The organism is Gallibacter intestinalis, assembly GCF_014982745.1.
GTDB lineage: Bacteria > Bacillota > Clostridia > Peptostreptococcales > Anaerovoracaceae > Gallibacter > Gallibacter intestinalis.
The window spans coordinates 111,668-134,525 of sequence record NZ_JADCKA010000003.1 but is presented as its reverse complement, the minus strand read 5'-3'; the positions used below and the strand labels follow the sequence as shown (position 1 = coordinate 134,525).

Genomic DNA, 22,858 nt, shown 5'->3' with positions numbered 1-22,858 from the left:
GAGTCAAACAACATAAGTTATCAATGAATAAAGAGGGTGTCCCACCGCTTAATAACTAATCCAAGTAGTTCCTTCCTATCAATGCCATGAACTCCTCACGGCTGTGCGTTTCTTCGTATTTTGCTTGACACTCTCTTTTAACTTTTAAGTCAAATTCCTTGTTAAAGTGAATGCCCTGGTCTCCCATGTTATGCCAGTGCGGAGTAAGATATATATAGAATCCTTTTCGCTCTGATATATCTCTGTTAGCACCGCCAAAAATGTGATGCTTGTGGAGATACTTCGTTACTCCGGTGACATAGCATTCTTTCTTATCCTGCAGTATTGAGCCTGTCTTTTGGTGGCGTAATTCTGACATATCCAGTCCTACCTTTCTTCGTTTTCTCAATCATGTATTTTTCAGCCATTTCGGGATTTTCAGCGACGAAAGTCTTTTCGTCGAACACTTCTATCGTTGTGTCTTTTCCGTCCGGCACAAGCGTTATTTGAGTGCCGTTGTTGGTAGTCCATTTCTTGATACAGTGGTCTTCCATTGCTTTTTTTAGATTCTCTTTAGCATCTTTGTACTGTTTTTCTAAATCTTTAAAAGCAAGCATCTGACCTTCGAGAGCTGTTACCCTGTCAAACCATCGTGTTATATCGTGTGGCTGTAAATCTTCTTCTGTCATAAATGGATTTTCTTTTAGTTTCTCAATATCTTTAACGAAATTTGTAACTGCAGGATCTATTTCCAATAGCAGCATTTCATCTACATCTTCTCTTTCAATGTTGAATATCTGTAATCTCTTTGGGTCGAACTCCTCGCTAAAATCATCCGGCCGGTCATACACTGCAAGCAGGCCATGCTTGTCTTTGAACTGGTCCATGCCGAAAGCAAGTTGCACTGTATATTTTTTATATCCTGTTAAATCGGTGTGTATCTGTGATGTACTCTTCACTTCAAGTGTTGTACTTCTTCCTGCATCTCTGCCGTCTGCATGGTATCTGATATTGCCGTTGATGATTTTGTCCTCAACGAAGTTATATCCGTATTTTTCGTTTATATACTGTCTTATTATCGGCTCTATATAATTTCCGTACTCGGTATACTCGTTGCCGTTGAAGTCATCTTCTCTTATCCCGGCTTTCTCCTGTGCCAGTTCAAATCTTGTCTTAAACGGTGACAGTCCCATAATGATTGGAATATCTGAACCGCCTATATATTTATCTCTATCCTTCGTTACATCCTGCATCGTTATCCTCCCTGATTAAATCTTCGTATACTTCTTTAAAGCGATCTGCTGTAGTCGTGCTGTTTAACTTATAATCTTTAGCAACCTCTTTCATGTCGATTCCTTTTGTTTTGGCTGCTTCAATTACTTTTTCTCTCCATGCTTCTTTATTTGATGCACTACTGTCTTTTGATTTTGTCTTTTTTGCATATTCGTCTGTATCAGCGTCTTTCGTATCATCAATACAAAATAATCCATTGAGAGCGTATTTACGCGCATACGATGATGCCGTTCCGGTAATCTGACTATCATCCATACCTTTCTTTTCTAACGCTTCTCTTGCATACGCTGTGACTGATACATCTGTGCAACCTTCTTTTGAGAGCTGTGCAGTTGCCTTGATATAATACCTATCTCCTACTTGAACGATATCGTCCGATAGCGTGAGAATAACTCCATGTTTAACGCATAAAGGCTTGACCGCTTCGAGGATATCCTCGCACGACCTGTATTTATATTTACCGAAAGAGTTATACTGCCCTTTCGGTGCTTTTAATTCACTTTGTATCTGCAATAACTCTTTCATCAACAACTACCTCCGTTTCTGTACTCTTCCTGTATCTTCTCGTCTATCTGCTCTGTAATATTCACAGCTTTAAATACTGACACATTCCTCCCGGTCACATTATCTTTGACCTTATCAACTACCATTACTCTGCCTTGCTTTTTCAGTTCTGACAGTCTCGGCTTAACTGCATTTAAATCTGAATATCCAAGCTTATCGCCTATCATCCTTGCAGTCATTAGACTATCGCCCAGAGCATTGAGTATTTCGTCATATCTTACAGGGTGCTGAATATAACTCTCGAATCTGCACTCTTTACTTATTTCTTCACTTTTGATATACTGTTCTTGGGTTATTGGCGGCGTAATGCCGTCTTTTTTATTGCTCATTTTCGCAAACCTCCTGCACTCTCTGCCATTCTTCCTCTGCTTCTTCTAATTTCCTTGTAATATCATCCAGTTCTGCATCAGAGCAAATCCATATCATAACTGCTAACTGACTGATAAATGCTCCATTATAGTTGTAGTCGAACAGTTTTTTATATTGTTCATTACTACCCCAAGTGAACCAATTGTTTTTTATGCACAGTTCTCTTAGCTTCTGATTAGTCATCTTCACTTCTCCTTTCCATCTCCCTATCAAATATTCTCCCAAATATCGCATTGCCTGCTATCAGCACTCCGCTGATAACTCCTATAATCATTAGTAGTTCTAATATCATTGCACCCTCCTACTCCTTAGCCACTTGTCAAATTCATCTTCAAATACTCTATATGGTTGATATTTTTCTCTCGGAAGCACCGGGCAACCTTTAGTGTTTAAAAGTTTTGTCAGTGCTTTTTTACTTATTGTTCCACCGTATTTTTCATATAAGGCGTTAAAATTTAAAATGTTCATAGTTTCCTCCTCTACCTACCTTTCTTATCACCTTGTGACCAATAGGACGATAATAACTGAGGTCAAAACGCTAACGATTGCCGGGATAATAACTTCAATTAGTATCTTTTTCATCTCTGCTCCTTTCTTATACTCGGTTTAATTTTTTTAAACTTTAGGGGTAAAAAAATATATGCCTACTTCTGACTTTGGAATATCTAACAGTTCTACTACTTTCACTATATCATCAGAACTAAACTTTGATTTATTGTTCATTTTCAGCGAAAACGAATTTTCAGAAATTCCAAATTCTTTTGCAAATGCAGTCTGTGAGCCATATTTTTCTACTATTCTCCCTCTCAACTTAGAATAATCAAAAGCCAATATTTATCACCTCTCTTTCTTTGGATGATAAAAGTTTACCATTTTTAAACTCGCCTGTCAACGTTTCAATTTAATTTTCTTAAACTTTTTTATTGATTATTTTAAACTGCTCCATTATAATTAAACTACATTGGAGGTGTTCCTGATGAATAAACCGTCTGAAACATTAAAAGACAGATTACGAATAGCGTTATCTAAACGCAATATTACTCAGCAAGATTTATCAGATAAAACAGGTATTCCTAAATCATCAATATCTCAATATATAAGTGGCTATGCAAAACCGAAAGATGATAGGATTTATACTATTTCTGTCGCTTTAAATATCAACGAGGCTTGGTTACTTGGATATGATGTTCCTATGGAAAGGTCACAAGTTTACGATTTCGACAATGTTGTGGATCAACGCGTTATGGAGCCATTATCTCCTTATCAGTACAAGACAGATTCTTACAAAATACCTATCCTTGGTGAAATTGTAGCAGGCATGCCAATTGATGCATATGAAAATGTTTTAGGATATGAAGATATAACGCTTGATATGGCCGCTAAGGGTGAACATTATGCTTTAAAAGTTAAAGGTTCAAGCATGGAGCCAAGAATATGCGATGGTGATATCGTAATAGTACGTGTACAACCAGATGTTGAGAGTGGAGATATTGCAGTAGTATTTGTAAATGGCAATGAAGCTACAATGAAAAAAGTGTTAAAACATGATAACGGAATCACCCTTGTAGCATTAAATCCGATAGTTTACGAACCGCACTTCTACACGAATGAAGAGGTTGAAAATTTACCAATTACTATATCGGGAAAAGTTGTTGAATTAAGAGCGTCGTTTTAGATATCAAAGAGGGAGGAAGCAAAATGGATTTAAGAGAGAAACTACCGGAGTTTATCACACGCATTGAAAATTTGAAGGATACTATTGAAACAGAAGAAGCTACTAAAACATCGTTAATCATGCCTTTCTTTCAAATGCTCGGTTATGATGTATTCAATCCACTTGAGTTTATCCCTGAATATACCGCCGATGTCGGTATAAAAAAGGGAGAAAAGGTTGATTACGCTATTGTGATTGATGGTGATCCTGTTATTCTTATTGAGTGCAAGCCTTGTAATACCAACATAACTAAATACACTTCTCAATTATTTAGATACTTTAGTACTACTACGGCTAAGTTTGCGATATTGACAAACGGAATAGAATATAAATTCTTCACAGATTTAGAAGATATCAACAAGATGGACACCGTTCCTTTTTTAGATATAAACCTTCTGAAATTAAAAGAGCGAGACATTGTTGAATTGTCTAAATTCTCAAAAGAGATTTTAGATATAGATAACATATTAAATTCAGCTGAAAATTTAAAATATGGAAAACTCGTAAAGGACTGGATAGATGGTGAATTTGTAGAACCATCGGCGGATTTTGTCAGATTGATAATAAACGATATTTATGATGGTGTTAAAACTCAAAAGGTTGTAGATAATTTCACACCTATAGTTAAAAAGGTTATACAACAATATATCAATGACAAAATAAATGAAAAATTGAAAATTGCATTAAATGATAACGAACAACAAGAGCGTCAAGAAGCAGAGGTTGACACTTCAGAAGAAAAGAAGAGTAAGATAAATACTACAATCGCCGAATTAGAAGCATATGCAATCGTCAAATCAATTCTTCGTAAGGTTGTAAATGTTGATAGAATTTTCTATAGAGATACACAGTCGTATTTCGGAGTGTTATTAGATGATAACAATCGTAAATGGATATGCCGTATACATTTAGATGGTGTTCAGTATTTTACTGTGCCAGATGAGAATAAAAATGATATTCGTTATGATATCGACAGTATAGACGACCTTTATAAACATGCTGATATCATCATTGCAGCTTGTAAACGATATTTATAAGAATTGAGGAGGATTTAACATGAAAAAGAAATTTTTGTCACTTATGTTAGTAGCTGTAGTGGCTATCGGATTGACGGCCTGCGGCGGTTCTGGAGATTCGGACACAAAAGAAGCTACAACCCAAGAAAGTGCTAAAATTGAAAAATCCATTGATGCAGTAGCAGAAGAATTGGGACTGACAGGTGGCAGCGATACTCTTTATGAAATGATAGGGGCTACAGCAGGAAAAGAGTACAATGATGGTACCGTTGAGTTATATCAGTTTGATGCTGATTCAAGTGAGTATAAAGACATTGTAGATGGCAACGGAGTTATAACCGCAGCGGCATATAAAGACGGTATTGTATTAGTATTCTCAGGCGATGCCGATAATAAAATCATTGAAGCGTTCAATGGTTTAGAGTTTAAATAATCCGTGACAAATTGTCACAGTTAAAAATCAAATAAAAAACGGGCCATCCATATAGAATGACCCTCGGCTGTATTGTGGTACATGCCGAAATTCGCAATTTCATTGTATCACATTACAGCCAAAATACAAAGGCTGTTATTTTTGTATCCAAAATTGGAGGTTGATACCATGAAGAACGGAAATACAACGATATACAAGAGAGGTAAAAAGTGGCGTGGACAATTCAGAATTGATGGTAAGAGTTTCTCTTTTACCGCAGACACTAAAGGAGAGGTAAGCCGTAAGATTACAGAGTGTCAAGCAGATTACTTTAGAGGGAATTTATCTAATCCGTCAGATGTAACTGTTTCAGATCTAACAGAAGCATACCTAAGAAGAGTTGCATCTAAAAGACTATCAGAACAGTCTTATATCCGCCTTGAAGCAATGCTCAATAATCACCTTTTACCTACTTTTGGTGATATAAAAGTCTGTGAACTCACAAGGTCTATGATAGAGGAAAACTATGCTAACATTTTCCAAAGTAAAACCGGGAAAAATTATAAAGAAAAAGAATACTCACACTCTACAGTTAACGCTCTTTCGTCTCAATTTAAGAAAATACTGCATTTCGCCGTTTTAGAAGGTATTATAAATAAAAATCCGCATATTGGAGTGGAGTTGCATAAATTAAGACCGCCCAAAAAGGTTTTAGCTTATACACTCGAGGAAAACAAAAAGATAATCGATTACACCTTAAGTCACGGTCAGTTATATTGGATATTTTGGTTGCTTGTTACCACTGGCATGAGATTTGGTGAAGCGGTTGCTTTGACATGGGATGATGTAGACCTAAAAAATAACACTATAGATATAAATAAAATCTCTGTAGAGCTCCACGGCAGTCCTATCATTCAAAACCGCACAAAAACAGATGCCGGTATGCGTACTATACATATATCTGACAGCCAAAATAAGGTTTTGAGAGGGTTTTATGCTTCGTATGACAAATCACTCAATTATAGAAATCTTGTTGTCCCAAACACTCGATATGGAATTATCACATCAGCGAATACTCGCAGGAGATGGCAAAAGGTTTGCGCTGAATTAGAAATACCATATTACGGAGTGCATGCATTAAGGCATACATGGGCAACCAGAGCACTCGAAAGCGGCGCACCTGTTAAAACGGTATCGGCTATGCTCGGGCATAAGAATGTCATTACTACTATGAATATATACCAAGATGTCTTTAAGGAAGCACAAGATGAAGTCGTGCAGAAGATGGAGCAGATGTTCACATGATTGGTGCAGATTGGGTGCAAGATTGGTGCAGATTTTTTGAAAAATGGTGCAAAATAGGGGTAAATCTTGGAGAAGGTGGAAACAAACAGAAACCGCTTAAATGTAGTAATTTCAACACACTTAAGCGGTTTCAATGTTTCTATAGATTTCTACACATTAAATAAAAAGTTCATCACATCTCCGTCTTTTACCACATAGTCCTTGCCTTCAGATCTAATCAGCCCTTTTTCTCTTGCTGTTGCAAGGCTGCCGTCACATTCCATAAGCTTATCGTAAGCAATAGTCTCCGCTCTGATAAAGCCCTTTTCAAAGTCAGAATGTATTTTCCCTGCCGCCTGAGGTGCCTTAGTGCCGTTTATTATTGTCCAAGCTCTGCATTCCTGTTCTCCGGCAGTAAGGAAAGAAATAAGATTAAGCAATCTGTAGGATGCCTTTACCAGCTTATCAAGACCTGATTCTTTAATTCCCAGCTCTTCAAGGAACATAGCCTTTTCTTCATCATCAAGCTGAGAAATTTCCTCTTCAAGTCTTGCACAAATAACTATAACATCAGAGCCCTCTGTGGCAGCAAATTCTCTGACCTGCTTTACCATGTCATTATCTTCGGCTCCTGCAGCCTCATCCTCAGAAACATTTGCCGCATATATCACAGGCTTAAAGGACAACAAATCAAGACTCTTTACAAATTCCCTCTCGTCATCGTCCAGTTCCATGGCTCTTGCGGATTTGCCAGTTTCCAGAAAAGCATGCACCTTATTTAATATATCCAATTCCTTTTGCAGGCTCTTGTCGCCTTTAAGGTTCTTCTGTGTCTTCTGTATTCTTCTGTCCAAAAGCTCAAGGTCAGAAAAAATAAGCTCAAGATTTATGGTTTCAATATCATTTAGCGGATCTATTTTGCCATCCACATGAACAATATTGCTGTCTTCAAAGCATCTTACCACATGAACGATAGCTTCAACCTCTCTTATGTGACCGAGGAATTTGTTTCCAAGTCCCTCCCCTTTAGAGGCTCCCTTCACCAGTCCTGCAATATCGTAAAATTCAATGGCAGTCTGAACTATCTTCTTTGTATTGTATACCTTCCCTAAAACATTAAGTCTTTCATCTGGTACAGCTACCACTCCCACATTTGGTTCAATTGTACAAAACGGATAGTTGGCAGATTCTGCTCCTGCCTTTGTTATGGCATTAAAAAGGGTACTCTTTCCCACATTTGGAAGTCCCACGATTCCCAGCTTCATAATTTCATCTCCTCATATATATTTTATTTCAAAGGTTTTACCTGTTTAAAACAACATTTTTCTTTTTAAGATAAATATACGCCGCAAAACACAAAAGTATGACAACAGTACTTAGCACCTGTGCCTGTTTAAAAGGTCCAATCATCAAACTGTCCGTTCTCAATGCCTCTACGCAAAACCTTTCGGCGCTGTAAAGTATACCGTAAAGGCAAGCTATTTTGCCTGCAAAATGCGGCTTATTATCAATTAAAATAAGTACCGCAAATATAATTATACACCAGATGGATTCATATAAAAATGTCGGATGCACTTTTATACCATCTACTGTTATTGCCCATGGCAAATTCGTCGGCCCTCCGTGGGCTTCTCCGTTAAAGTAATTGCCCCATCTACCTATGGCCTGAGCCAATGCTACCGTCGGAAGCGCCAAATCTAAAGCATTTATAAAGCTAATTTTCTTATGTCTGCATACAAACCATGCGGCAAGCAATCCAAAAATCAATCCGCCGTGTATTGCAAGTCCTCCACCGCGGAAGTTAAGTATCTGATCTGGATGTGCACCATAGTAATCCCAGCTGAAAATCACATAATATGCTCTAGCGCCTATTATTCCCACTGGTATTGATATCAGCACTATATCGAGGATGTTTTCCCTTTCTATACCGTGTCTTGGTGCTCTGACATAGGTTATCACAGCCGCTAAAATCATCCCCGTTGCAATAAGCACGCCGTACCATCTTATATCTATTCCAAAGATACTGAACGCTATTGGATTCGGCATTTTATACCGCCTTTCTCACTTATTATTTTTGTTATCACACCGATGTATTATACTATTTTTACAGCTCTTTAGCAATTTGACTTTAGCACTAAAAAAATATATACTTAAGCGAAATTTATTTTAACCATCTTTGTATATCAAAGGTGGTCTTTTTTGAAAGGAAAAATATGATAACAAGAATACAAATTAAATCCTTGTTGCTTCTTATTACAGCACTTTTATGCGTGTTTGTCATGACCTCCTGCGGACAGAAGGATAACACCAAAAATGCAAACTCAAATGCAGAAAATGCAACAGAACAGCAAGCTGAAGAAACAGATTCTGCCACCGCCAAAGAACAGCGTATAGAAGAGATAATGGCAGATATGAGTCTTAAAGAAAAAATAGGACAAATGATGATGGCCGATTTCCGTTTCGACGGCAACGGCAATCCCGTTACATCCATAAATGATAGTATCGCCTCAGATATCTCAGAGTACCATTTAGGCGGAGTTATTCTCTTCTCCGAAAATATGTCCGATTACGATACCACAAAACAGCTTATATCCGACATGCAGTCCAATGCAGATACTCCGATGCTGATAGGTATAGACGAGGAAGGCGGTATAGTTTCCCGTCTTGACAACAGCACCATCCCCCATGATTCAGTGCTGCCTGCAGCCGACATGAATGGTGATACGGAAACTGCCGAAAGCTCAGGAAATTCCATAGGTAAAACTCTAAAATTCCTCGGTATCAATCTTGACTTTGCACCAGTTGCCGATGTAAACACAAATCCAAATAATCCTGTTATAGGCGACAGAGCCTATGGAAGCGACCCTGATACAGTTTCCGATATGGCCTCAGCCTTTGCTACAGGGCTTAAAGAAGCCGGCGTCAATGGTGTAGCTAAACACTTCCCAGGCCACGGTGATACAGCAACAGATAGCCATGCAGGAGCAGCAGCCTCCTATCACGACATGGACCGCCTTGAAGAAATTGAATTTAAGCCTTTCCAGAGGCTTATAGATGACGGTATACCTTGTGTGCTTGTTGGACACATTTCCCTTCCAGAAGTCACTGGCAACAACACTCCGGCGACATTGTCCAAAGAGATTGTTGATATACTTCGTAATGACCTGGATTTTGACGGCGTAGCCATAACAGATGCCATGAACATGGGTGCAATTATGGATTACTATTACAATGCGGATGCTGCAGTTATGGCAGTGGAAGCAGGAATGGATATACTTCTTATGCCTCCTAACTTGGAACATTACCAAAGTGCCCTCGTAGAGGCCGTTGAAAGCGGAAGAATTTCCGAATCACGAATAGACGAAAGTGTCGAAAGAATACTGTCCCTCAAATTTGACAGCGGACTTATAGAATAAGCATAACTACAAAAATCCCACCAACTCTCATGTCAATTGGTGGGATTTATAATTTGTTTCATTTATTCTATTTCCACAGCTGCCACAACATATCGGCCTTCCTCGCTGTGGTATGAGCATGTGGACAGTGTTATGATTTTCTGTCCGTACTGAGGTGTTACTCCCGTATCGTACTTGCTCATGTTTTTAAGGCCTCTTACATATTCGTTATATGTATATTCATCGGTGACATTAATGTAGTTATACACATTGAAGCCTTCTGCTAAAGCGTCGGTTTTACCGAAGGCAAATATCTGATATCTGTGCTTGCCATAGTCTACAGTGTCAAGCTCAATGACAGGATGCTGTTCATAAAAGCCTTCGTCATCATAATCCAGCAGAGTTCTGAACATTGTGCCATCCTTCATATGATGTCCGTAAATTGTCCAGTTAAGTGAATTTTCCAAATCCGTGTAGCCGTCCAAGAAAGGTGTTCCTGCCGCGCTGTATTCCTTCTGGAAATTTTTACGCAGATAGAACTCCGGATCGTTGCTATCCACAGGCGTAAACATCACTGGATACGATAGCTTTGTATCCTCTATTTTAACCCAGCCGAAGGTATCGCTGTTCTCAGCATAAAGTTCTTCAAGGGAATACTCTTCCTCCAGCTGTTTAAACTCCTTTTGCACCACATGCCCCGTATAGAAGTATTTTGCCAACATAAAAGCAGAAACTAAAAATACTATCAGACATATGACAAATAATAGTTTTCTTACCTTACCCATATTTCCTGTCTCCGTTTATTTAACACCGTATTCATCGTAGTAGCTTTTAAGAGCATCCATGATTTTATCATCTATGACCACTTTTCCGGCAACTTCTCTGTTGTAGAGATATTCCATCACTTCAGGCATGGAAACTATTGCTGCCGTAGGAAATCCGTACAGCTTGCTGACTTCCTCCAAAGCCGTCGTATCTGCTGATTTTCCGTGTTCATTTCTGTTGAGAGAAACCATTAGACCCTTAATATCCACATCAGCCTGAGCCTTAAGAATTGGATATGTTTCCTCTATGGATTTTCCTGAAGTCGTAACATCCTCAATCATTACTACCTTATCTCCATCGTGAAGATCTGACCCTAGCAATATGCCTGTATCACCGTGATCCTTTACTTCCTTTCTGTTGGAGCAGTATCTGACTTCCTTGCCGTACAGCTTATGAAAAGCCATAGCCGTTACTACAGAAAGAGGTATCCCTTTATATGCTGGTCCGAACAGTACATCGAAGTCATCGCCAAACTCTTCATGTATTGCTTTTGCATAATATTCACCCAGTCTAGTCAACTGACTACCTGTCACATAAGCTCCTGCATTCATAAAGAACGGTGACTTTCTGCCACTTTTAAGAGTGAATTCTCCAAATTTGAGAACTTCACTTTCAACCATAAATTCAATAAACTCTTTTTTATATGCTTCCATGTTAAATCCTCCCCACGGTCGTATCTAACCCTGCATTATCTTCTCAATCATTTTGTATGTTTCAGATGGACTATCGCTACCGGTTATGGATCTGCCCACAACTATATAGTCGCTGCCTTTCTCCTTTGCAAATTCAGGGGTTGCAATTCTCTTTTGATCGTCTGCGCTGTCTCCTGCCAGTCTTATACCCGGAGTTACAGTTAAAAAATCATCCCCACAAGCCTCATGTATTGCCTTTGCTTCGTGCACAGAGCAAACAACACCGTCAAGGCCGCTTTCCTTGGCAAGCTTTGCAAATCTTATAACACAATCCTGCACATCTCCCGGAATTCCCTGTTCATCGTTCATCATTTCTTTGGAAGTGGATGTCAGCTGGGTTACACCGATGCAAAGAGGTCTTTTACCTGATGCTCCCATTTCCTCTGCCCCTTCCTCAAGGCCTTCGATAGCCGCCTTCATCATTTTGCTTCCGCCTGCGCAGTGAACATTAACCATGGAAACTCCCAGCTTTGCCAGGTTTTTCATGCCGCCCTTTACCGTATTAGGAATGTCGTGAAGCTTAAGATCAAGGAATATCTCATGTCCCATGCTTATAACTTCTCTGACCACATCTGCTCCGCAGGCATAAAACAATTCCATACCAATCTTTGCATACACAGGCTCATTAAAGCCTTTAAGAAAATCTCTGACCTCTTCAACGGAAGAAAAGTCCAGAGCGATTATCGTTCTTCCCATTTTCCAGCTCCTTTAAAAATCCACTGAAACTATCTATCTAAAACTTTTGCCAACAGCTTCTCCTACAGAGGAAAAACCGTACTTTTCTAGCACTTTTGGCAGCTCATCTATTATTTTTACGCAGCAATAAGGATCTACGAAATTGTACATTCCAACTTCCACAGCAGAAGCTCCCGCATACAGAAATTCTAGCACATCCTCTGCACAGGTTATTCCTCCAACTCCTATAATAGGAATGTTTACTGCCTGGGCTGTCTGATATACCATTCTCACCGCAACCGGCTTAATGGCAGGGCCCGAAAGTCCTCCTGTTACATTAGCAATGATAGGCTTTCCTGTGGCAAGATCTATTCGCATGCCCATCAGCGTATTGATAAGCACAAGACCGTCTGCACCGGCTTCTTCCACAGCCTTTGCAATTTCCACTATGTCAGTTACATTAGGACTGAGCTTGACATACACAGGCTTTTTAGCAGCCTTTTTAGCCATAGCCGTAACCTTTGCTGCCAGCTCCGGTTTTGTGCCAAGTCCTATGCCACCATGCTTTACATTAGGGCAGCTTATATTAAGCTCATATGCCTTTATCACCGGACTATCGTTTAGCTTTTCGATAACAGTAACATAATCATCCTCAGTGGCTCCTGCCACATTGGCTATAATTTCCGTGTCGAAACCTGCTAGCCACGGCAGCTCTTTTTCTATTATTTCGTCAACTCCAGGATTTTGCAGGCCTATGGCATTAAGCATTCCAGATGGAGTTTCTGCAACCCTCGGTGTAGGATTACCAAAACGCCTCTCCGGAGTGGCACTTTTTATGGCTATACCACCCAGTTTGCTCAGGTCGTAAAGCTCGGCGAACTCCCTGCCGAAGCCAAAACAGCCGCTGGCAGGTATAATCGGGTTTTTCAAATCAAGACCTGGAAGTTTCACTCTGAGATCCATATCAGTAATCCACCTTTCCTATAGGAAACACAGGTCCTTCCTTGCAGATCCTGTGATACATATTTTCCTCTTTTTTATCCTTAGCCACACATGCCATACACGCGCCCATGCCACATGCCATGCGACTTTCAAAGCTCATGTATCCCTTTGTGTATTTTGCCTCTACAGCCTTAAGCATAGGCACTGGACCGCAGCAATATACAAATGTACTGTCGATATCCGCAGCTTCGATAGCATCCATTACCGTACCCTTAACACCATAGCTGCCATCCATTGTTGCCACATACACTTCACAGCCGAGTTTTTTAAATTCTTCTTCATAAAATACCGACTCACCGTCGTTAAAACCGAGAACCACATAAGTTTTCATTCGGATTTTTTTGTATACTCTAGCAAGCTCAAGAAGGGGAGGTACTCCCACTCCCCCTCCTATGAGCAGTATACTGTCGGTATCATCGTGGATTGGGTAGCTGCTTCCCAGCGGTCCGAAAATATTTATGATATCCCCGGCTTTAACTTGACTTAATTTAGCCGTACCCTCACCTACGATTTTATATACGATTACAAAATGTCTTCTGTCTGGTACCAGTGAAATGGAAATCGGACGCCTGAGCATAAAGCCGTCGACCTGAACATTAACAAACTGTCCCGGTCTCATGGTGCTAGACTTTTCCCATTCCATGGTCATCTTGTATGTATCCTTTGCGATTTTTATATTTTCCGTAACACGGACATCTGCCGCCTGCATAATTTTTCTCCTAACCTTATATGCTCTAAGCTGATTAACCTTCCATTTCGTTCATGGAAATAGTCGTAAAGTTCTGAGCTTCCACAACTCCCAGGATTGCCTCTGCTGTATCCAGAGAAGTAAAGCAGCTTATATTGTTTTCCGCTGATACTCTTCTGATCAAGAAGCCATCAAGACTTGTGTTCTTATCTTCGCTCATTGTGTTAACCACATAGTTTACGCGACCTCTTCTGATAATATCGAGGACATTGTTCTTTCCTTCGTCGTTAACCTTAGCAGCTTCTCTTACATACAGTCCCTTATCCTTGAGATATTTAGCTGTTCCCGCTGTAGCATAGATACCATATCCAATATCGGAAAATCTCTTTGCAATCTTGTATGCTTCTTCCTTATCCTCGTTGGCAACGGTAATCAGCACATTTCCTCTGAGAGGCACCTTAACACCGCTGGCAAGAAGCGCTTTGTAAAGAGCTTTCTCCAAGGTTATGTCGCTTCCGAGAGCTTCTCCTGTGGACTTCATTTCAGGGCCGAGGGTTGTATCAACGCTTCTCAGTTTTGCAAATGAGAATACAGGAGCCTTTACAAAGTATCTGCTGCCTTCAGGTTTAACACCTTCCTCATATCCCTGCTCAGCAAGGGAATGTCCAAGAACGCACTTTGTAGCCACATGGCTCATAGGCACTTCTGTAATCTTGCTGAGGAAAGGAACAGTTCTTGAGGATCTAGGGTTTACCTCAAGTACATAAACCTTGTTATCCGCATCAACTATGAACTGAATATTAAACAGTCCGATAAATTCAAATCCCTTACCGATTCTGATAGCATAATCAGCAATTGTCTTTTTAACATCTTCAGAAAGCGTAGGCGCTGGGTATACGGAAATGGAGTCTCCGGAATGCACTCCAGCTCTTTCAATATGCTCCATGATGCCTGGAATGAATACGTTTTTACCGTCACATACGGCGTCTACTTCGCATTCCTTACCTACGATATATTTGTCCACAAGTATTGGAGCATCGTGGCTGATTTCCTTTACGGCAGTTGCCATATATACTCTCAAATCTTCGTCGTTATGTACGATTTCCATGGCTCTTCCGCCAAGTACATATGATGGTCTTACCAGCACAGGATAACCGATTCTGTTGGCAATCTTAACAGCCTCTTCAACTTCAAAGGCTGTATCACCTGTAGGCTGAGGAATATCCAGCTTTTTAAGCATTTCTTCGAATTCTTTTCTATCCTCTGCTCTGTCGATGTTTTCAAGAGAAGTTCCCAAAATCTTTACTCCTCTTTCAACGAGCTTGTCCGCCAAGTTTATTGCTGTCTGTCCACCAAACTGAACGATTACTCCAAGAGGCTGCTCCAGGTCGATTACATGCATTACATCCTCAATTGTCAGAGGCTCAAAATACAGCTTGTCGGAAATGGAGTAGTCTGTAGATACAGTTTCTGGATTGTTGTTTATAATAATGGCTTCATAACCGCATTCGTGCAGTGTCTTTATGCAGTGAACAGTTGCATAGTCAAATTCCACACCCTGTCCGATTCTGATAGGACCGGAACCAAGTACGATAATCTTTTTATGGTCGTTTCTGATGGATTCGTTTTCGTGTTCGTATGTGGAATACAGATACGGTGTGTTGGAAACATATTCTCCGGCACATGTATCTACCATCTTGTAAACAGGAGTAATACCCTTTTCTTTTCTGAAGTCATAAATTTCTCTTTCATCAACACCCCATACTCTTGCGATGTACGAATCAGAGAAGCCTCTCTTCTTTGCTGTTCTCAGCACGTCTACATCCATCTTGTTTGCTGCGATTACCTTTTCGTATTCAACAATGGATTTGAACTTGTTAAGGAAAAATCTATCCATCTCCGTAATATCAAAGATATCATCTACGGAAGCTCCTCTTCTCAGAAGAGCAGTTATAACATAGATTCTTTCATCGTCGCTATCCTTAAGCTTTGCCCACAGTTCTTCATCAGAAAGTTTTTCAACATCTTCCTTGAGCAGATGGTCTGTCTTCATTTCCAGAGATCTTACCGCTTTAAGTATAGCCTCGTCGAAGGTTCTGCCTATGGACATTACTTCGCCTGTTGCCTTCATCTGAGTTCCCAGACTTCTGTCCGCCTTAGGGAACTTATCAAATGGGAATCTAGGGAACTTGGCAACAACATAGTCGATGCAAGGCTCTGCACAAGCGTAACTTGTCTTTGTTACCGGATTTATGATTTCATCAAGAGTAAGACCAACTGCAACCTTAGCTGCCAGCTTAGCGATAGGATATCCTGTCGCTTTGGAAGCCAAAGCAGAAGATCTTGATACTCTAGGGTTAACTTCGATTACATAATATTTAAAGGACTGAGGATCCAGTGCCAGCTGCACATTACATCCTCCGCAGATTTTAAGAGCTCTGATTATCTTAAGAGCAGAAGCTCTCATAATGCCGCACTCTCTGTCTGTAAGAGTCTGAGTAGGAGCAACTACTATGGAGTCACCTGTATGAACACCTACCGGGTCAACATTTTCCATGTTGCAGACTACGATGGCGTTATCCGCATTATCTCTCATTACCTCGTATTCGATTTCTTTGTATCCGGCGATGCTCTTTTCGATAAGGCACTGATGAGCCGGTGAAATCTTAAGTCCGTTTTCGCAAATTGTAGAAAGTTCTTCTTCGTTGTGGGCAAATCCGCCGCCTGTACCACCAAGGGTAAAGGCAGGTCTAACTACAACAGGGTATCCGTTTCCTGCTGCAAACTCCAGCGCTTCCTCTGTGGTATGAACGATAACACTTTCAGGAACAGGTTCGCCAATTTCAAACATCAGCTCTCTGAACTTATCTCTGTCCTCTGCCTTTTCGATGGCATCAAGGGCTGTACCTAAAACTTCAACGCCGTATTCTTCAAGGATACCTGTTTCCGCCAGTTCAACAACCAGGTTAAGTCCTGTCTGTCCACCGAGGGAGCCTAAAATGGCATCCGGTCTTTCCTTATAGATGATTCTGCTGGCAAAGTCCAGTGTCAGAGGTTCGATATACACTCTGTCTGCCACTACGGTGTCAGTCATGATTGTGGCAGGGTTGGAGTTTATAAGGACTACCTCATATCCCTCTTCCTTTAGGGACTGGCATGCCTGTGTTCCGGCATAGTCAAATTCTGCTGCCTGACCTATTACTATAGGACCGGAGCCTATAACTAAAATCTTTTTTATATCTTCTCTTCTTGGCATTTCCTCACACGCTCCTTATCTTACTTGCTCAACATTTCTATAAACTGATCGAATATGTACATGGTGTCATCGGCACCTGGAGCTGCTTCAGGATTAAACTGAACTCCCATTACAGGAAGGCTTTCGTGTACAAATCCTTCAACGCTCTTATCATTTAATGCTCTATGAGTAACCTTCAGACCTGCAGCCTTCATGGATTCCTCATCCACATCAAATCTGTGGTTTTGCGCTGTAAATTCCACCTTGTTCTTTTCCAGATTTACTATTGGCGTACTGTTGCCGTGATGTCCGAATTTCATTTCGTTCACCTTGGCTCCCATTGCCTGAGCCACTACCTGATGACCGAGGCCTATGCCAAGCACAGGCATTTTAGCCGCAATCTGCTTAACTGTTTCAACAGTCTGCGGTATGTAATCAGGAACTCCCGGGCCACTGGAAACAATTACTCCGTCCGGATTAACTGACATGATATCCTCTATCTTTGCATCGTAAGGCATTGATACGATGTCGCAATCCCTTGCGTTAAGCTCTCTTATGAGGGCGTATTTTGCTCCAAGATCAAGAAGCACAACCTTATGGCCGCCTCTGTTAGGGATAGTATAAGGTCTTGCCGCAGAAACAACGCTTACGCCGTTTGTAACATCCTTAGCTTCCTTAAGCTCCTTTACTATTTTATCAACATCGGCACCTTCATCGGCCATTACAGCCTTCATTACGCCGTTGTCTCTTATCTTTCTTGTAATTTCCCTTGTATCTATATCACAGATGCCCGGTATGTTCTTGAGCTTCATGTATTCGTCAATTGTCATCTCGCTTCTGAAGTTGCTCGGCGCATCGCAGTATTCTTTAACAACCAACCCGAACAGCTGCGGATTCATGCTTTCAAAGTCATCTCTGTTGATGCCCACGCTGCCTATTGCAGGGAATGTCATCATAATAATCTGTCCGTAGTAAGACATATCGGAAATAGTTTCCTGATATCCACACATTCCCGTCTGGAATATCAGCTCGCCAATTCTGAAATCATTTCCGCCGAAGCCGATGCCTTCATAAACGCTTCCGTCCTCCAAAATCAGTAATCGTTTCATCTTAGTCCTCCTTATATACCAGTTCACCCTTCACAAAGGTCTTTTTCACTTTGCCGTACGCCTTATATCCATCAAAAGGCGTATTCTTTCCCATGGAAAGGAATTTCTCTTTATCTATCTCAAACTCGTTTTCAAAATCCACGAGTATGATATCGCTTTCATATCCTTCTTTAAGTTCTCCTGTTTTGCCCAGGTCAAATCTTTTTGCCGGATTTGTGCTCATCAATGCCACTAGGCTTGAAAGATCCATAACTTTTTCTTCTTTTACGAATCTTGTGTAAAGCAACGGGAAAGCTGTCTCAATGGAAACAATACCAAAAGGCGCTTCCTCCATTCCCTTTGCCTTCTCATCCTCTGTATGAGGTGCATGGTCATTTGCTATGCATTCGATGGTTCCGTCCAGAAGTCCTTTTATAAGCGCCTGTCTGTCCTCTTCGGTTCTGAGAGGCGGATTCATCTTCCAGTTTGGACCCTTGACATCCTCATCGGTGAGAAGCAGATGGTGTGCTGCAACTTCTCCGGAAACATCGCAGCCCTTTGCTTTATATTCTCTGATGAGTTCCACGCTTTCCTTTGCGGACATATGACAGCAGTGATACTTTACCCCTGTCTTTTCTGCCAGCTCGAGGTCCCTTTTAAGCTGAACCCACTCGCATTCACTTGGTATTCCAATAAGCCCCAATCTTTCCGAAGCCTTACCCTCATGCATACAGGCCTTTGGCTTTCTATATTTCATATCCTCGGTGTGGGCAACAATCATTGCTCCGATTTCTGAGGCCTTTGTCATAGCTTCTTCCATGACTTCGTCCTTCTGAACTCCGACACCGTCATCGCTGAAATATCTCATTTCCTCCGCCGCAAGGGCTTTCATATCCACTACGCTACTGCCCTTTTCGGCATCGGTAATACAGCAGTAAGGAATCACCTTTACGACAGCGTTTTTATCTATAAGCTTTTTATATTCTCTTACGGTTTCCAAATCATCGGGAAACGGTACCACATTAGGCATTGCCATTACCGTTGTAAATCCTCCGGCAGCAGCAGCCATAGTTCCGGTTTTAATTGTTTCCTTGTGTTCGTTTCCCGGTTCTCTGAGATGAACATGAACGTCTATGAGGCCCGGCAGTGCTGTTAAACCGGTTCCGTCAATTATTTCATTCACATCTTCGCTGATGTTTTCCGCTATTTTTGAAATGCCTTTTTCATCAAAGAGAATATCCGCTTTTTTTAGTTGTCCGTCTAAAAGAGCTGTTGCTCCTTTTATCAGTTTCATAAGCTTCTCCTGTGCCTTAATGCGGCAGTCTTAAAATTCCTTAACTCCGAAGGCTCTCTTTATTACTGCCTTTCTCACCAGAACTCCGTTGGCCATCTGCTTAAATATCCTGCTATTTTGCGCTTCCACCAAATCCGTATCTATTTCAACATTTCTGTTTACCGGTGCCGGATGCATTATGATAGCATGTTCCTTCATTGTTTTTGCTCTTTCCTTCGTGAGTCCGTATTTTGCCAAATACTCTGCATCTGTCATGGACATAGCGCTGGCATGACGTTCCTTCTGAATCCTGAGCATCATTACAACATCAGCCCATTTTACCGCTTCATCAATCGGCATATACGGCCAGCCTTCCCTCTGCCATTCCTTCGGACCGGAAAATACACATTCACCGCCCAGAAGTTCCATAGCCTCTTTATTGGAAGATGCAACTCTGGAATGGGAAATATCTCCGATAATTGCCAGCTTAATGCCTTCAAATTTTCCAAACTCCTGATATATAGTCAAAAGATCCAAAAGGCACTGGGTAGGGTGATTACCTGCTCCGTCTCCAGCATTGAGAATCGGAATATTTATATTTTCCAGTTCAGTAAAGTATTCATCCTTTTTATGCCTTATTACAACGGCTTCATAACCTATGCTTTCAAAGGTCTTTACTGTATCGTAAAGGGTTTCTCCCTTTTCTACGCTGCTGCCCTCTGCGGTAAAGTCTTCGACCTTACATCCCAGCTGCAACTCTGCCGAAGCAAAGGAATAGTGAGTTCTTGTGCTTGGCTCAAAAAAAAGATTAGCAACTAACTTACTCTCAGGTAATTGCCAATCTTTATGTAAAACTTCAAAACCCTGCGCATCCTCCAGGATGCCCATCAATTCGTCTTTGGATAAATCGCGAATTCTCAGCAAACTGTTTTTGTTCATTTTGTCCCTTTCCGACCTAATAAAAAGGTCCTTTATTTTTTAAAAAAAGACCTTGTTTTTTCAGCTGTTTACAGATTTTGTATGTATTGTTATTGCCCGGCTGACATTATCTGTTGTCTTCGTGGCCTTTTATCTTAAATATTCTACCATAACCACGGAAATTTACAAGGACAATCGCTGCATATTTACAATATTTACGACAGGCCGGAGGGTGTATAAATTATGTCTATAATTATCTATATTTGCGACGGAAATATTGATGAAATTTATAGAATGTCGTTGTACTTAACCAGTGCTACATTTCCAATTTGTTTAGCTTTATCAACACAGCCTTTTGTAAAACCCGTTTTAGAAAACAGATAATAATATTTTTCCTCATAATGGAATAAACTACTCCGTTCAATCAATTTTTCAAGAACACCAACATCAACATTTTCATTTGTCCATTTACACTCTGCAAACAAAGCTTTATTCTTGTACAAGCCCATTATATCAATTTCTTCTTGAGCCTTTGTTTTTGGATTTGTACCCCACCAGCGTCCCAATTCGCTAAATATTACAGGTGACTTTCCTTCAACTAAAAGCTTCCACAGATACTGTTTGCATATTTCTTCAAAAACACTACCCATATATGATGAAAGTTCAGGTTCTATACGACTATAGGCAAGTTCCACCGCTCCATGAGAAATAATCGAAGAGTTTTCAGGAACAAATCTATACCAAAATCTAAACATATTGTCTTCTATGGAATATATAGTCTTGCGATTAGATTTTTCTCCATAAGGGGCTTCTTTTTTTACTATTCCCAAAGCAATAAGGTTTTTAATATACGAAGAACAAATGCTTGTGGCTTCTCCTACTTTATTTGATATCTCACTCATTTTGGAAGCGCCATTTGCAATAGCAGTAATAATCGCATTATAAATTGCCGGTTCTCTTACCTCCTGTTTAAGAAGATTATTTGGCTCTTCAAATATAAAAGACGCCGGATTCAAATATGTATTTTTTATATTAGCTTCAATCGAAAGACTGTCATCTAGCTGCAATAGATACTGAGGAGTTCCACCTATTACTCCATAAGCGATTGCTTTATCAATACCAGAAAAACCTTTCAGGTATCTGCATGTTTCAAAAAAATTAAACGGGGTTATTTTAAGTTGCGCAGTTCTTCTGCCATATAGCGGCGCTTTATATGCTAAAACTTGATCTTCCATATATGACATAGATGATCCACAAAGAATTAAAAACAATTTTGATTTATCTTTATTTTTATCTATAAGCAATTGTAGTGTCGAAGCAAGACTTTTTGACGAACGGGCAACATAAGGATACTCATCAATAACCAATACTATCCTCTTGGATTTTGCTAATTCAAACACATACTCTAACGCAGACTGAAACGATGCAAATAATGAATTTGCCATAATTCCTGTAGCATATTCCATTATCGCATTCGAAAAATTTTCCAGATTTTGTTTTGCATTAGTCTCTACGCCCGTGAAAAATATTGTGTCCTTATCTTTAGTAAACTCATTTATCAAAGCGGTTTTGCCTACACGGCGCCTGCCATAAATTACGGCAAATTGAAAGTTGTCCATGGCATAAAGATTTTCTAATGTTTTTAATTCCTTCTCTCTGCCTATAAACATATGACTAGCCTCCTATCTATCGTGATGCTCTGAAGTTTAATATAATATAATTTAGTTTAATACGATTTAGTATATTGTAATTTACTAAATTATAATATACTATTATTGGTTTGTCGATAGATTATTCTTTTTCTTCTATATGTTCTTTAATAAACTTACTTACAGTGTTCCTATTGACTTTATATATCTTAGCAATTTCTTTTATTGTCACACCTTGAATCCTAAGCTCTTTTATTATTGTTTCTTTGCCAGACAATTTAACATGCGAAGATTTTCTACCTTTGGGTCTACCAAGAATAACACCCTCTGCTCGCTTTCGGGCTAATGCTTCTTTGGTTCTTTGACTAATCAAATTTCTCTCTATTTCTGCTGATAATCCAAAAGCAAATGCCAAGACTTTACTCTGTATATCATCTCCTAATCTATATCCGTCCTTTATCGTCCAAACTCTACATTCTTTTGCCATGCATTGATTGAGGATTTCCATGATCATAAACAAATTTCTGCCAAGTCTTGATAATTCTGAACATATTATCAAGTCATTTTCTTTTACTTGGGAAAGTAGCTTTCCGAGTTCTCTCTTATCATAATTTTTAGTTCCGCTGACAGTTTCTTCTATCCAACCATCCACTCTAATATTTTCTCTATTGCAAAAACTGCAAATCTCAAATCGCTGATTTTCTACTGTTTGCTTATCACTGCTTACGCGAATATAACCATAATTCATTCTGCCAACTCCTCTCTTCTATTCGAACAATTAAATTGA

Annotated in this window: 25 protein-coding genes; 5 read left to right on the top strand and 20 right to left on the bottom strand. The window is 40.0% G+C overall.

The features are described from left to right. Positions 1 to 55: 55 nt before the first annotated feature. The 7 genes from INF20_RS03290 to INF20_RS03260 form a co-directional block, all read right to left on the bottom strand. The gene (locus INF20_RS03290) at positions 56 to 358 is read right to left on the bottom strand and encodes a hypothetical protein (protein ID WP_226384967.1); all 303 of its coding nucleotides are present in this window, start codon (positions 356 to 358) and stop codon (positions 56 to 58) included. Beyond that, on the bottom strand, positions 312 to 1,232 hold the full coding sequence (locus INF20_RS03285; RefSeq protein ID WP_226384966.1) for a YqaJ viral recombinase family protein: 921 nt from the start codon (positions 1,230 to 1,232) through the stop codon (positions 312 to 314). Before INF20_RS03285 ends, INF20_RS03290 begins: the two co-directional genes overlap by 47 nt. After that, positions 1,210 to 1,797 carry an ERF family protein gene (locus INF20_RS03280; RefSeq protein ID WP_226384965.1) on the bottom strand — a complete coding sequence of 196 codons (588 nt, stop codon included), beginning with the start codon at positions 1,795 to 1,797 and terminating at the stop codon, positions 1,210 to 1,212. Before INF20_RS03280 ends, INF20_RS03285 begins: the two co-directional genes overlap by 23 nt. After that, on the bottom strand, positions 1,797 to 2,165 hold the full coding sequence (locus INF20_RS03275) for a hypothetical protein (protein ID WP_226384964.1): 369 nt from the start codon (positions 2,163 to 2,165) through the stop codon (positions 1,797 to 1,799). The genes INF20_RS03280 and INF20_RS03275 overlap by 1 nt, the downstream gene beginning before the upstream one ends. Then, positions 2,155 to 2,388 carry a hypothetical protein gene (locus INF20_RS03270; protein ID WP_226384963.1) on the bottom strand — a complete coding sequence of 78 codons (234 nt, stop codon included), beginning with the start codon at positions 2,386 to 2,388 and terminating at the stop codon, positions 2,155 to 2,157. Before INF20_RS03270 ends, INF20_RS03275 begins: the two co-directional genes overlap by 11 nt. A gap of 105 nt (positions 2,389 to 2,493) precedes the next feature. Beyond that, positions 2,494 to 2,673: a hypothetical protein gene (locus INF20_RS03265; RefSeq protein WP_226384962.1), complete on the bottom strand. Its 180-nt coding sequence runs from the start codon at positions 2,671 to 2,673 to the stop codon at positions 2,494 to 2,496. 147 nt (positions 2,674 to 2,820) lie between these two features. Then, positions 2,821 to 3,036: a DUF739 family protein gene (locus tag INF20_RS03260; RefSeq protein WP_226384961.1), complete on the bottom strand. Its 216-nt coding sequence runs from the start codon at positions 3,034 to 3,036 to the stop codon at positions 2,821 to 2,823. A gap of 145 nt (positions 3,037 to 3,181) precedes the next feature. On the opposite strand from INF20_RS03260, the gene INF20_RS03255 reads away from it, so the two are divergent. From INF20_RS03255 to INF20_RS03240, 4 genes are all read left to right on the top strand, one after another. Next, a complete protein-coding gene (locus INF20_RS03255) occupies positions 3,182 to 3,880 on the top strand; it encodes a helix-turn-helix domain-containing protein (RefSeq protein WP_226384960.1) in 699 nt (232 codons plus the stop codon). A gap of 23 nt (positions 3,881 to 3,903) precedes the next feature. Further along, positions 3,904 to 4,956 (top strand): type I restriction endonuclease, encoded by a 1,053-nt coding sequence (locus INF20_RS03250; protein WP_226384959.1) that lies wholly within the window; start codon positions 3,904 to 3,906, stop codon positions 4,954 to 4,956. A 19-nt stretch (positions 4,957 to 4,975) separates the two neighbouring features. After that, positions 4,976 to 5,368 (top strand): hypothetical protein, encoded by a 393-nt coding sequence (locus INF20_RS03245; protein WP_226384958.1) that lies wholly within the window; start codon positions 4,976 to 4,978, stop codon positions 5,366 to 5,368. A gap of 168 nt (positions 5,369 to 5,536) precedes the next feature. Further along, positions 5,537 to 6,652 carry a tyrosine-type recombinase/integrase gene (locus INF20_RS03240; RefSeq protein ID WP_226384957.1) on the top strand — a complete coding sequence of 372 codons (1,116 nt, stop codon included), beginning with the start codon at positions 5,537 to 5,539 and terminating at the stop codon, positions 6,650 to 6,652. A 149-nt stretch (positions 6,653 to 6,801) separates the two neighbouring features. On the opposite strand, the gene ychF is transcribed toward INF20_RS03240, so the two are convergent. Together ychF and lgt are read right to left on the bottom strand one after the other, a co-directional pair. Next, on the bottom strand, positions 6,802 to 7,896 hold the full coding sequence (ychF, locus tag INF20_RS03235) for a redox-regulated ATPase YchF (protein ID WP_226384956.1): 1,095 nt from the start codon (positions 7,894 to 7,896) through the stop codon (positions 6,802 to 6,804). A gap of 37 nt (positions 7,897 to 7,933) precedes the next feature. After that, positions 7,934 to 8,677, bottom strand: a complete 744-nt coding sequence (gene lgt / locus INF20_RS03230; RefSeq protein ID WP_226384955.1) for a prolipoprotein diacylglyceryl transferase — start codon at positions 8,675 to 8,677, stop codon at positions 7,934 to 7,936. A 167-nt stretch (positions 8,678 to 8,844) separates the two neighbouring features. On the opposite strand from lgt, the gene INF20_RS03225 reads away from it, so the two are divergent. Further along, a complete protein-coding gene (locus INF20_RS03225; RefSeq protein ID WP_226384954.1) occupies positions 8,845 to 10,047 on the top strand; it encodes a glycoside hydrolase family 3 protein in 1,203 nt (400 codons plus the stop codon). Positions 10,048 to 10,109: 62 nt separating this feature from the next. Here the strand turns inward: INF20_RS03225 and INF20_RS03220 are convergent, their stop codons facing one another. The 11 genes from INF20_RS03220 to INF20_RS03170 form a co-directional block, all read right to left on the bottom strand. Beyond that, positions 10,110 to 10,811 (bottom strand): class B sortase, encoded by a 702-nt coding sequence (locus tag INF20_RS03220; protein WP_226384953.1) that lies wholly within the window; start codon positions 10,809 to 10,811, stop codon positions 10,110 to 10,112. Between the two features lie 15 nt (positions 10,812 to 10,826). Continuing rightward, positions 10,827 to 11,504 carry an orotate phosphoribosyltransferase gene (pyrE, locus tag INF20_RS03215; protein ID WP_226384952.1) on the bottom strand — a complete coding sequence of 226 codons (678 nt, stop codon included), beginning with the start codon at positions 11,502 to 11,504 and terminating at the stop codon, positions 10,827 to 10,829. 24 nt (positions 11,505 to 11,528) lie between these two features. Beyond that, positions 11,529 to 12,239 (bottom strand): orotidine-5'-phosphate decarboxylase, encoded by a 711-nt coding sequence (gene pyrF, locus INF20_RS03210; RefSeq protein ID WP_226384951.1) that lies wholly within the window; start codon positions 12,237 to 12,239, stop codon positions 11,529 to 11,531. 33 nt (positions 12,240 to 12,272) lie between these two features. Then, positions 12,273 to 13,181 carry a dihydroorotate dehydrogenase gene (locus INF20_RS03205; protein WP_226384950.1) on the bottom strand — a complete coding sequence of 303 codons (909 nt, stop codon included), beginning with the start codon at positions 13,179 to 13,181 and terminating at the stop codon, positions 12,273 to 12,275. A 1-nt stretch (position 13,182) separates the two neighbouring features. Continuing rightward, entirely contained in the window at positions 13,183 to 13,929 is a 747-nt protein-coding gene (locus tag INF20_RS03200; protein WP_226384949.1) for a dihydroorotate dehydrogenase electron transfer subunit, read from the bottom strand. 34 nt (positions 13,930 to 13,963) lie between these two features. Then, positions 13,964 to 17,164: a carbamoyl-phosphate synthase large subunit gene (gene carB, locus INF20_RS03195; RefSeq protein ID WP_226384948.1), complete on the bottom strand. Its 3,201-nt coding sequence runs from the start codon at positions 17,162 to 17,164 to the stop codon at positions 13,964 to 13,966. A gap of 20 nt (positions 17,165 to 17,184) precedes the next feature. Further along, positions 17,185 to 18,252, bottom strand: a complete 1,068-nt coding sequence (carA, locus tag INF20_RS03190) for a glutamine-hydrolyzing carbamoyl-phosphate synthase small subunit (protein ID WP_226384947.1) — start codon at positions 18,250 to 18,252, stop codon at positions 17,185 to 17,187. Between the two features lies 1 nt (position 18,253). Then, entirely contained in the window at positions 18,254 to 19,525 is a 1,272-nt protein-coding gene (locus INF20_RS03185) for a dihydroorotase (RefSeq protein ID WP_226384946.1), read from the bottom strand. Positions 19,526 to 19,555: 30 nt separating this feature from the next. Beyond that, positions 19,556 to 20,443, bottom strand: a complete 888-nt coding sequence (locus INF20_RS03180; protein WP_226384945.1) for an aspartate carbamoyltransferase catalytic subunit — start codon at positions 20,441 to 20,443, stop codon at positions 19,556 to 19,558. Positions 20,444 to 20,709: 266 nt separating this feature from the next. After that, entirely contained in the window at positions 20,710 to 22,092 is a 1,383-nt protein-coding gene (locus INF20_RS03175) for an ATP-binding protein (protein WP_226384944.1), read from the bottom strand. Positions 22,093 to 22,213: 121 nt separating this feature from the next. Next, the gene (locus INF20_RS03170) at positions 22,214 to 22,819 is read right to left on the bottom strand and encodes a master DNA invertase Mpi family serine-type recombinase (RefSeq protein WP_226384943.1); all 606 of its coding nucleotides are present in this window, start codon (positions 22,817 to 22,819) and stop codon (positions 22,214 to 22,216) included. Between the last annotated feature and the right edge of the window lie 39 nt (positions 22,820 to 22,858).